The sequence below is a fragment of the Streptomyces sp. NPDC057654 genome, assembly GCF_042800135.1.
In the GTDB taxonomy this organism is placed as follows: domain Bacteria; phylum Actinomycetota; class Actinomycetes; order Streptomycetales; family Streptomycetaceae; genus Streptomyces.
The window spans coordinates 14820-24945 of record NZ_JBHVHQ010000025.1; the positions used below are offsets into that span (position 1 = coordinate 14820).

General features: G+C 69.8%; 9 protein-coding genes and 1 pseudogene. 5 read left to right on the plus strand and 5 right to left on the minus strand.

Annotated elements, in window-relative coordinates:
* A pseudogene (locus tag ACFU99_RS04285) lies at positions 1 to 248 on the plus strand (hypothetical protein); the annotation flags it as partial.
* Positions 249 to 600: 352 nt separating this feature from the next.
* Positions 601 to 1773 carry a hypothetical protein gene (locus ACFU99_RS04290; protein WP_384385502.1) on the plus strand — a complete coding sequence of 391 codons (1173 nt, stop codon included), beginning with the start codon at positions 601 to 603 and terminating at the stop codon, positions 1771 to 1773.
* Positions 1774 to 1805: 32 nt separating this feature from the next.
* Here the strand turns inward: ACFU99_RS04290 and ACFU99_RS04295 are convergent, their stop codons facing one another.
* The gene (locus tag ACFU99_RS04295; RefSeq protein ID WP_384385504.1) at positions 1806 to 2063 is read right to left on the minus strand and encodes a hypothetical protein; all 258 of its coding nucleotides are present in this window, start codon (positions 2061 to 2063) and stop codon (positions 1806 to 1808) included.
* Positions 2064 to 2347: 284 nt separating this feature from the next.
* Between ACFU99_RS04295 and ACFU99_RS04300 the strand changes: the two genes are divergently transcribed.
* Both ACFU99_RS04300 and ACFU99_RS04305 read left to right on the plus strand, forming a co-directional pair.
* Positions 2348 to 3466, plus strand: coding sequence for an ADP-ribosylglycohydrolase family protein (locus tag ACFU99_RS04300; RefSeq protein WP_384385507.1), 1119 nt, complete (start codon positions 2348 to 2350; stop codon positions 3464 to 3466).
* Between the two features lie 157 nt (positions 3467 to 3623).
* The gene (locus tag ACFU99_RS04305; protein ID WP_384385510.1) at positions 3624 to 4490 is read left to right on the plus strand and encodes a phosphotransferase enzyme family protein; all 867 of its coding nucleotides are present in this window, start codon (positions 3624 to 3626) and stop codon (positions 4488 to 4490) included.
* Between the two features lie 146 nt (positions 4491 to 4636).
* On the opposite strand, the gene ACFU99_RS04310 is transcribed toward ACFU99_RS04305, so the two are convergent.
* A complete protein-coding gene (locus ACFU99_RS04310) occupies positions 4637 to 6193 on the minus strand; it encodes a sodium:solute symporter family protein (RefSeq protein ID WP_384385512.1) in 1557 nt (518 codons plus the stop codon).
* A gap of 371 nt (positions 6194 to 6564) precedes the next feature.
* Positions 6565 to 7347, minus strand: coding sequence for an SDR family oxidoreductase (locus tag ACFU99_RS04315; RefSeq protein ID WP_384385514.1), 783 nt, complete (start codon positions 7345 to 7347; stop codon positions 6565 to 6567).
* A gap of 149 nt (positions 7348 to 7496) precedes the next feature.
* On the opposite strand from ACFU99_RS04315, the gene ACFU99_RS04320 reads away from it, so the two are divergent.
* The gene (locus ACFU99_RS04320) at positions 7497 to 8384 is read left to right on the plus strand and encodes a hypothetical protein (protein WP_384385516.1); all 888 of its coding nucleotides are present in this window, start codon (positions 7497 to 7499) and stop codon (positions 8382 to 8384) included.
* Positions 8385 to 8647: 263 nt separating this feature from the next.
* Here the strand turns inward: ACFU99_RS04320 and ACFU99_RS04325 are convergent, their stop codons facing one another.
* Together ACFU99_RS04325 and ACFU99_RS04330 are read right to left on the minus strand one after the other, a co-directional pair.
* Entirely contained in the window at positions 8648 to 8854 is a 207-nt protein-coding gene (locus ACFU99_RS04325; RefSeq protein ID WP_384385519.1) for a DUF397 domain-containing protein, read from the minus strand.
* 212 nt (positions 8855 to 9066) lie between these two features.
* On the minus strand, positions 9067 to 9930 hold the full coding sequence (locus tag ACFU99_RS04330) for a helix-turn-helix domain-containing protein (protein ID WP_384385522.1): 864 nt from the start codon (positions 9928 to 9930) through the stop codon (positions 9067 to 9069).
* Positions 9931 to 10126: the final 196 nt, after the last annotated feature.

The following is a 10126-nucleotide window of genomic DNA, read 5'->3' on the forward strand; positions in this document are numbered from 1 at the left end:
AGGTCGGCCCCGCCAAGCCCTGGAAGCACAACGGCATCGACGGCTACACCGCCACCGCCGAGGTCACCATCGCCAACCGCGCCAGCAAGTGCGTACCGGCCACCGCCATCGTCCACAGCATCGCCCAGAAGATGCCGGACGGCACCATGCACGGCTGGGTGATCTACGCGGACCAGGGCGTCCCCAATGCCCTGACCAAGGACCAGATTTCCAAGATCATGAATACGGTCCGCCCGACGTCCTCCTGACGTCCTCCTGACGTCCGTCACCTGTTCCGGGGATACCGCCCCGGAACGGGCGACGAGTTTTCCCGCCCGCCATTTCCCCTGTTCGCGCCCGGAACTCAAGGCGCGGAATTCGGTACCCGGGATTCGAGCGATCCCCTTGGAATGGTTAGGGAAACACAACCCTCCTAACCAACCCCGCGAGGGCGGCGGACCAGGGAATATGACTTTTGGTGATCAGGTCGCCACGGAGGGCTGGGGCCGTGTACGGTGCCGCTCGTAAAGAAAGCGACCCCCGAAGGCGTTAGAGCGCCAAGCGGGGGTCTGGCCAGGAGATCGGCTGCGATCTCACCGCGAGAGATCAGGACGTAACCCCATGGCTTCATCCGACCTTAGCGCCAACGACTCCGAGGCAGACCTCCGCCCCCGGATGGCGGCAGTCGGTTACGGCAAGCACGCCGTTTCCGGCCAAGGTCCCCGCAAGGCGAGCGATTTCGCGCATCTGCCCAGGCGGGAGGCGGCCATTGCCTCGTACATCGACCGGGTGCCCGACGGTACCTGCATCTCCATCAAGGCGCTGGCCGCGCAGCTCGACTACGGGCAGTGCGCCCTCGGCACGGCGCTGCGGCGGCTGGCGCTGGAGGGGCATCTGCGGCGGTTCACGGAGCGCTTGCCGGGCGGAAAGCACGTCACCCGCACGTATTTCTCAAGGGCTCCGCGCAGCGACGCGTGGTGGGCGGCCTGCCAGCGAGGGCAGGACATGGACGAGTGGCAGGAGCCGGAGGCCAAACCCGCGTTCGTACCGGAGGCGGAGAGTGAGCCCGTGGCCGAGGTGGCCACGGAACCCGTGCCACGGGCGGAGCGCGCGTACCGGCTGCTGATGCGGCTCGGCGAGGCGGACCGTCGGCTGATGCTCTCCGCCGCCGAGTGCCGGGCGCTTCAGCCGCAGGTCGAGGAGTGGCTCAAACGCGATCTGTCCGGCCCGCACTTCACCACCCAGATGGTCTCCGGGCTGCCTCCTGTAGTGGGCGCGCCCAAGCGGTTCGTCGAGAAGCGGATCGAGATGAAGATGCCACCCGAGCGGTGGTCCCCCAGACGTACGCCGTTGGTCCTTGAGTGTGTCGTCTGCCGGACCCCCGGCCGCCCGGCCGCGCTCACAGGCGGCGTGTGCGACGGCTGTTACGGGGGAGTGGAGAGCGCTCCCGGCCCGGTGCGGTACGGGGCGGCCTCGGGCGGCCTCGCTGTGGCAAGCGGCCGGACGGGACCGGGCGGCGGCCCGGCGGTGGCGGGCGGCGCGGCTGCCTGGAGTGGTACGGCGGCGGCGACTTCGGCCAAGGCGGCCAAACCGGCCAAACCGGCCAAGGGGGCCTCGATCAAGATCGCGCGGCACCTGGTGGACTCCCTCCCGGACTCGTTCCTCCTCAACCGGGCGGTCGTGGACCCGGACGCCCTCGACCGGGAGGACCATGAACGGGTCGACGCCTACGTGCGTCAGCGCGCGTCCGACATCCGCGAGGCGATGCGCGAACACCGTGCCCGCTCCCAGTAGCGCGGCGACGGCGGCCCAGCGGCCCCGGCCCCCTACCCACCCTCGCGCTCCGTTTCGTGCTGGAGGATGCACTGCTGCCAGCGCTCCAGGGCCTCCGCCCGGTCGCCGCCGCCCTCTTGAGTGGCCGAGATGAGGGCGTCGGCGGCCATCGCCGCGAGGCGGATCGCGATGCGGGAGACGTCGCGGGCGTCCAGCGGTTTGAGGAGTTCCACCGCGCCGTCGCTGTCGTCCGCCAGGGCGCAGGCGACGACGGCCATGGTGATGCGGTCGCTCTCGAACGAGTCGGACATACCCAGAGCATGCCCAGTCGGCGGGCGGCTGATCGTCGGGGCGCGCTGTCGCCCGTACCGCGGATCGGCCGGAAGTGATCGGTGGCGGTCTATTAAAGTGCTGAGTCGGTCCGGTACCTGACAAGTACCGGGCGTACGTCGTACGGCTGACCATGACCGATGGAGCGGCCGACGTGCGCGACCGCCGGGGCGGGAACAGCCGAAAAGCGAGCCGACAGAACCAGCCGACAGAACCAGCCGAGAGAACCAGCCGAGAGAACCAGCCGACGCAAGGAGGCGAAGGCGTGAGCGCGAACGCAGCTACTGCCATATGGGGCCGCGTCGAGCAGCAGGACTTCCGCAGCCGGGTGCGCGGCGCGCTGCTCGGCGGGGCGATCGGGGACGCGCTCGGCGCGGGCATCGAGTTCAACTCCCTGGCCGACATCCGCGCGCAGCACGGCGCGGAGGGCGTCACCGACTACGTACCGGCGTACGGGCGGCGCGGGGCCGTCACCGACGACACGCAGATGACGCTGTTCACGGTGGACGGGCTGATCCGCGCGCAGGTGCGGCGCGACACCGGGGCCTGGCACCCGCCGACCGATGTGCACCGCGCCTACCTGCGGTGGGCGGCCACCCAGCGCGACTGGGGGCCCGACGAGCGGGAGCCGGACGCCGGGTGGCTCGCCCGCGAGGAGTGGCTGTACGCGCAGCGCGCGCCCGGCCGGGCCTGCCTGTCGGGGCTCGGCGACGAGACGATGGGGACGGTGGAGAAGCCGAAGAACCCGGACTCGAAGGGGTGCGGGGCCGTGATGCGGTCCGCGCCGTTCGGGCTGCTGGTCGGCTGGGAGCCGGAACTGGTCTTCCAGCTCGCCGTCGAATGCGGCGCGCAGACGCACGGGCACCCCACCGGATATCTGGCGGCGGGCGCTTTCGCCGTCATCATGCACGGGCTGGCGCGCGGTGAGTCGCTGGACGGTTCGGTGCAGCGCGCGCTGGCGCTGCTCGCCGCGCGCCCCGGCCACGAGGAGACGACGGACGCGCTGAAGCAGGCGCTCGGGGCCGTACGGCAGGGGCTGCCCTCGCCGGAGCGCGTCGAGTCGCTGGGCGAGGGGTGGACGGCCGAGGAGGCGCTGTCGATGGGCCTCTACTGCGCGCTGGTCGCCGAGGACGTACGCCATGGGCTGCTGCTCGCCGTCAACCACGGCGGCGACTCCGACTCCACGGGCTCCATCTGCGGAAATCTGCTGGGCGCGATGCACGGGGAGACGGCGCTGCCGCCGGGCTGGCTCGCGGAGCTGGAGGGCCGGGCGACCGTGCTGGAACTGGCGGACGACTTCGCGATGGAGATGACGCAGGGCGCGGCGCTGCACGGTCCGGGAGGTTCGACGCAGGCGTGGCTGGAGCGGTACCCGCGCTCGTAGCGGACTACCTGCCGCGGGCGATGGCCCAGCGCGGATCGGCGCGCCCCGGCCATGCGTCCTGTTCGTCGGCCGGCGGCCGTACGAGCGGGAGCGGGACGAACCGGCAGGCGAAGGCGAGACCGGCGTCGCCCCCGCTCGTCCATGCCAGGATTCGAGGATGGAGATGACCGACGTCACGCGTGCGACAGCGGCTGCGACTTCGGTTGCCGCATCGCTCGACCTGCCGGCCGACGACGCGATCGTTCTCCATAACTCGAACAAGCTGACACTGCGGCTGCTGCCATGCGGCGTCATCGCCCGGATCGCCCCTGCGGGGCGCGAGGCGGCACAGTTCGAAGTCGAGCTCGCTCGGCGGCTCGCCGAGGCCGGATGCCCGACGTGTCCCTTGGAGCCTCGGGCTGATCCGCGTGTGTACATGCGCGATGGCTTCGCGGTGACGCTGTGGACCTACTGCGAGCCCGTGACACCTCACACCTCGCCGGCCGACTTCGCCAAGGCGTTGGAGCAGTTGCACGCCGGTATGTGCAAGGTCGATGTGCCGAGCCCGAGGTTCACGGACCGGATCACGCAGGCGGAGGAAGTCGTCGCCGACCCGGGGCGCTCGCCGGAGCTCGCCGACGCGGACCGCGTCTTCCTCAGTGGCAGGCTGGCGGGTTTGCGACGTGCGATCGACGACCGCGGTGCCGTGGAGCAGCTGCTGCACGGCGAGCCGCATCCGGGCAATGTGCTCAGCACGAAGGACGGCCCGCTGTTCATCGACCTTGAGACGTGCTGCCGCGGACCCGTCGAGTTCGACCTCGCCCATGTTCCCGAGGCGGTCTGCGAGCACTACCCGAACGTCGATCAAGGGCTGCTGGACGAGTGCCGACAGCTCGTTCTCGCGATGGTCGCCGCGTGGCGTTGGGAGCTTGGCGATCAGTTTCCGAACGGGAAGCGATTCGGAGAAGAACTCCTGCGCGCACTGCACGACGGTCCTCCTTGGCCGACGCTCGACACGATGAACAAGCGGCAGAGCGGCCTGTAGAAGACGCCGAAGGCCAGGTGAAAGGGGCGAGGACGGCAGGCCAGGGCGGCAAGGGCCCTGGCCAAATGGTGCCGACCAGCGCGGCCAGGCCGTGCGGGAACACCCGGGCGTCCGGGCAGGGACGGACCAGCCGGTACGGGTGCGCCCTACTCCGACGCCCGCGTCACCACCGTGCGGTCCGCGCCATCAGCTTCGGGCGCAGCGGCCGCCGCCCCCGCGGCACTGTCGTCATCGGTGTTGATTTTGGCGATGACGGCGTCGCGCTCGGGCGTGGCCTCCGGCTTGAGGAAGCCGATCAGGATGAAGAGGACCAGCGATGTCGCTACCGGAGTCACGATCTGGACCTGGAGCGAGAGGCCGTCGATGCCGTAGTTCGTCAGCCAGAAACCGAAGAGGCCCACGGCCCAGCTGACCAGGGCGGCTGTCGGGCCGGATTTACGGAAGGGGCGCAGGAGCCCCAGCATGAAGGGGATCGCGATCGGGCCCATCAGGCCGGCGACCCACTTGATGACGACCGTGATGATGTCCTTGAAGGCGGGCGAGTTGACCTGGGTCGCGATGGCCATGGACAGGGCCAGGAACGACACCGTCGTCACGCGCGCCGCGATCAGCCCGGAGCGTGACGTCCACTGGCGCGCCCTGCGGGAGAGCACCGGCGCGATGTCGCGGGTGAAGACGGCGGCGATGGCGTTGGCGTCGGAGGAGCACATGGCCATCGTGTGCGAGAAGAAGCCGACGACGACCAGGCCCAGCAGGCCGTGCGGCAGCAGCTGTTCGGTGAGCAGCGCGTAGGAGTCCGAGGCGTCCGGCTTCTTGGCGTGGACCAGGAGCGGCGCCACCCACATCGGGAAGAAGAGCACCACCGGCCACACGAGCCACAGCGCCGCCGACAGCCACGCGGAGCGCCTGGCGGCGTGGGCGCTGGAGGTGGCCATGTAGCGCTGCGCCTGGTTCCACATGCCGCCGTTGTACTCGAAGGTCTTGATGAAGAGGTACGCGAGCAGGAACGTCACCGTGTACGGGCCGGCGGTCGGGTGTGTGTGGCCGGCCGGGAGCTTGTCCCATACGTTCCACAGCCCGCTGATCCCGCCGATCTTCGTCAGCACGGTGACCAGCATCGCCACCCCGGCCAGCAACTGGATGACGAACTGGCCCAGTTCGGTGAGCGCGTCCGCCCACAGGCCGCCGACCGTGCAGTAGACGGCCGTGATGACGCCGGTGATGAGGATGCCCTGGTTGAGGGAGGCCCCGGTGAAGACGGACAGCAGCGTCGCGATGGCGGCCCACTTGGCGCCCACGTCCACGATCTTCAGCAGCACGCCCGACCAGGCGAGCGCCTGCTGCGTGGGCAGGTTGTAGCGGTTCTTGAGGTATTCGAGCGGCGAGGCGACGTGCAGCCGCGAGCGCAGCCGGTTGAGGCGGGGCGCGAAGAGGTTGGCCCCGATGGCGATGCCGACGGCGATCGGGAGCGACCAGGTGACGAAGGACGTGATGCCGTACGTATAGGAGATGCCCGCGTATCCGGTGAACATCACGGCGCTGTAGCCGGACATGTGGTGCGAGATGCCGGACAGCCACCACGGCATCTTGCCGCCGGCGGTGAAGAAGTCGCTCACGTCGCCCACGCGCTTGTGGGACCAGACGCCGATCGCCACCATCACGCCGAAGTAGCCGATGAGTACGGCCCAGTCGAAACTGTTCATGCCCCCTCCAGGGGTCCGCCTTGTGAACGGGAGCGCGCTTCGTCAGTACGTCCGTACAGGCGGTGTCCCCCTGCGGGAGCGGGGACTTCCGGGATTGAACCGCTTGTCCCGGCGGCCGGTCAAGAGTGTTCGCGGTCAGGGATATGAACAGCAATCAGAAAGCAGAACGATTTTGCGCGTTCTTGACTCACTGGGGCGTTGTCCCGGACGTGACCCCGGCCACACGATGGGCGGGCACTTCGTCAGTGGGCATCCGTCAACCGGCCGACCGCACAGCGGCGTTACGGCCGTCCCGTGAAGCGAAAGGGGCTGCTGATTGTCAGTCGGGTTGCCAGTTGGGTTGTCGGTCGGGTTGTCAGTTCGGGAAGTCGTCAGCGCATCAGTTCGCCGGCGTTGACCAGCAGCGACTGGCCGGTGATCGCGCGCGCCCGGTCGGACGCCAGGAACGCGGCGGCCTCCGCCACGTCCCCGTCCGTCGCCAGCTCCGGCAGCGCCATACGGCCGGCCAGCCGGCGCAGCACATCGGCCTCCGGGACGCCTTCCGTGCGCGCCGTGTACTGCACGTACGCCCGTACCGGCGGGCCCCACATCCAGCCGGGCTGCACGGTGTTCACCCGTATCCGGTGCGGCCCCAGCTCGCGCGCGAGCGAGTACATGGCCGAGACGAGCCCGCCCTTCGAGGCGGCGTACGCGGCCTGCCGCACCTCGGTGGGGGCTGCGACCGAGGACTGGGTGCCGATCAGCACGACCGAGCCGCCGCGCTCCTTCAGCGCGGGCAGGCAGGCGCGGGTCATGCGCAGCGCGCCGAGCAGGTTCACGTCGAGCACGCGCTGCCAGGTCTCGAAGTCGGCGTCCTCCAGCCCGCCGAAGTGGCTGTCGAAGGCCGCGACGTTCACGACGGCGTCGATCGCGCCGAACCGTTCCACGGCGAGCGCCGCGAGCGCCGCGCACTGCTCCTCGTCCGCGACGTCCGTCGCCCGCCACGCGCTGCGCAGGCCGTCCGGGTCCAGCTCGTCCGCGCATTTGGCCAGCTGGGACTCCGTGCGCGCGCCGAGCGTGACACTCGCGCCGTCGCGCAGGCAGGCCGCCGCCACCTGGTGGCCGAGTCCGGCGCCGACGCCGCAGATCACGACGGACTTCCCGCTCAGTGGCATGGGGTGCCTCCCGACTCGCCGGTTCGCGACGCGCTATGTGACGGTCAGTCAGATTAGAGGTTCCGGCGCGAAATTGGCAGAGGGCGTCACTCCCGGATCGTCCTGCGCCGGCCATCCCCATCTGACGGCGCATCAGCTATAGCTGTGCCATGACAGACGACACCCGCGCAGACGGCAACCGCGCCGACGACACCCACACAGACGACGCCCACGGCGACCTCTACGGACAGCTCGCCGCCACCGGCCCGTACGGCGTACGCCCCGGGCACGCGCTGATCACCATGGTCGAGCCGCACCCGGGCCACGAACACGCCTACAACCGCTGGTACGAGGACGACCACTACATCGCCGGGGCGATGGCCATGCCCTGGATCTACGCGGGCCGCCGCTGGGTCGCCACCCGCGATCTCCAGCTCCTGCGCTACCCGAGCGAATCGGCCGTCGCGTCCCCCGTCACCGCCGGCTGCTACCTCTCCACCTACTGGATCACCGAGGGCCGCTACGACGACCACATGCGGTGGACCGTCGGCATCAACAAGCGGCTGAACCGCGACGGCCGCGTGCACCAGGACCGTACGCACGTCTTCACGGCCTTCCAGGACCACGAGGCGACCGTCTACCGCGACGGCGCGCACGGGCCGCGGGACTTCCACGCGCTCGACCACCCCTACGCCGGGCTCGTCCTGGAGGTCATCGACACGGCCGACGCCGGACAGCGAGCCGGGCTCCTGCGGTGGCTGGCCGACGACCACCTGCCGAAGCGGCTCGCCGGGTCCCCGGCCGCGATGGCGACCGTCTTCCGGCCGACGCCGCTGCCCGGCGACCGGATGTCGTACGTGAAGCAGGTCGAGGGCGTCGACACCCGGCTGACCGTGCTGTGGTTCCTGGAGCGCGACCCGCGCGACTGCTGGGCCGGGCACTTCGACTCGCTGGGCGCGGAGGCGGCTGCGGCCGGGCTCGGGGCGCGGGTGGAACTGGTCGCGCCCTTCATGCCGACCGTTCCCGGCACGGACCGGTACGTGGACCAGCTCCGATAGCCGTACGGGCGCGAGTTACGGCGTACGGGCGTGAGTTACGGCCTACACGTGTGAGTCAGGCGTACGCGCGCGGGTTGCGACTTACGCGCGTGAGGCCGGCTGCGCGGTGTACGTACGCGCACCTGGCCGTGGACGCGGCCGAGCCCCCTCGGCCGGGACGGCGTGCCAGTCGAGAGGGCTCCATGCGGTGCTGCGGATCGCTGTTGTGCGTTTCTATCGCGGAATCGTCGTGCCGCGGTGCCGCTGGTGGGCGGGGCCGACGATCAGAGGTTGTACGTTCCTTCGCCCACGGTGCCGAGGAAGGCGGACCACGCCTCGGAGGTGAAGGTGAGGACGGGGCCCTGCGGGTCCTTCGAGTCGCGGACGTCGATGGACCGGGGCAGGGGGGTCGCCACCTCCACGCAGTTGCCGTTCACACCGGAGTAGGAGGACTTCCGCCACATGGGCTGGGCGCTGTGCGACTGCTTCATGTTCACTCCGCGAAATTGCAGTTCGGCGAGAAGCTGTCGCTTCTCAAGGTGCAGACGACGCTACGCCGCAACATCGCAGGAGTGCAGAGCAGTTCACCCGACCGGATGGCATATGTCAGCGGGGTCTTCCATGTATCCGATATGAGGGTGTACCTTACGGCCCCTTCGCCCGCCGGGCCCTTGGGAGGCCCCTCGTGGGGCGTGTGGGGCCCTCAGAGCGCGTACTCCTTGATCACGTCCTGGATGAATTTCCGGGTCTCGTCCGCGTTCAGCGCCTGCGCCCGCAGGTGCTCGTACATCACCCCGTACTTCTGTACGTCCGAGTGCTTCTCCAGGTAGAGGTCGCTGGTCACGCCCTCGATGTAGACGGTCGTCGAGTCCGAGGGATCGTCGAATTCGAGGACGGAGAACGTGCCCGTCATGCCGGGGTGCGAGCCGACGGAGTACGGGAGGATCTGGAGCGTCACATGCGGCATGTGGCTCAGTTCGATCAGCCGCTCCAACTGCTCGCGCATCGTCTGCCGGTCGCCGACGACCCGCCGCAGCGCCGACTCGTCGAGGACGGCCCAGAAGCGCAGCGGCTTCTCCGGTGCGTGCAGCCGGTCCTGGCGGCGCAGCCGCACGCCGACCCGGTTCTCGACGTCGTCCATCGACGCCTCGGGCCACATGCCGCGGATCACCGACTCCGCGTACTGCGGGGTCTGGAGCAGGCCGGGCACGATGAGCGACTCGTAGTTGCGCACCGAGACCGCGTCCGACTCCAGCCCGATGTAGACGCTGTAGGTGGGGGAGAGCGTGCCGAACGCGTGCCACCAGCCCTGCTGCCGGGACTCCTTGGCCATTTGCATCAGCGACTCGACCAGGTGCTGGTCCTGCACCTCGTAGACCCCGCACAGGTCGCGCACATCGCGCTGGCTGATGCTGCGGCGGCCGTTCTCAAGACGGCTGATCTTCGACTGGGAGACCAGCAGGCGGTCGGCGACCTCCTCCGCCGTCATGCCCTTCTCCTCGCGGAGCCTGCGCAGCTCCTGGCCCAACCGGCGTCGGCGGACGGTGGGATTGACACTGGACGCCACGGGGACGCACCTCCGGCTCCGTACTGCTGTTATCTCCTGCTGCTGTTATCTCCTGTTCGGCAGCCTGCCACCACTCGCCGCCGCCGCGCTAGAAAATGGCCACACGGAGTGCGGGTGCGGTACCTGCGCGTACACGCTCGCGCATACGCGCGCGGGGTGGCGGGTCGGCCGTCGTCCGGGGCGGCCGGCCCACCAC